Origin of the sequence: Halorubrum sp. SP9 (assembly GCF_005435015.1) — an archaeon.
Taxonomy (GTDB): Archaea; Halobacteriota; Halobacteria; order Halobacteriales; family Haloferacaceae; genus Halorubrum; species Halorubrum sodomense.
In genome coordinates, this window is sequence record NZ_SGXU01000418.1 from 1 (window position 1) to 419 (window position 419).

General features: G+C 54.9%; 1 protein-coding gene. It reads left to right on the plus strand.

Translation table 11 applies throughout. The annotated features are described in order from the left end of the window. Positions 1-286: 286 nt before the first annotated feature. A partial coding sequence (locus EXE45_RS21580; protein ID WP_241989538.1) for a DUF6293 family protein occupies positions 287-419 on the plus strand: 133 nt, incomplete at its 3' end.

The window sequence follows — 419 nt, forward strand, 5'->3', positions numbered from 1 at the left end:
ATAGGTACCGAGCGTTAAACCGGGTTGTTGTTTTACTAACCGATCTTAACGGGGCAGCCATGCGAGGAGTACTCCAACCTAACAATTATACGAGATACTCGAATATAAACATTATTTAAAATTTTATATCCGTTGTGCCTCTCACGGATCGGCGTTCAGACACGGACTCGTCGGTTAGGGTTCGGGTCGAACACGCACGTGCTAAAGCGATCTGGCTCCGTCCGCGAGCGTTGGCGTCGCGCAGTGATCTGGTGGTTTTTATAAATCCCACACCCACGGTCAGGGTATGCAGACCCACGTCGTGCCCGTCGGGTTCGACTACGACCGGATGATCGCCCCCCTCATCCGGGACCAGTTCGACGTCGACCGCGTGATCCTCTTGGAGGGCGCCGTCGGCAGCGAGGCCAACGTCGAGTACT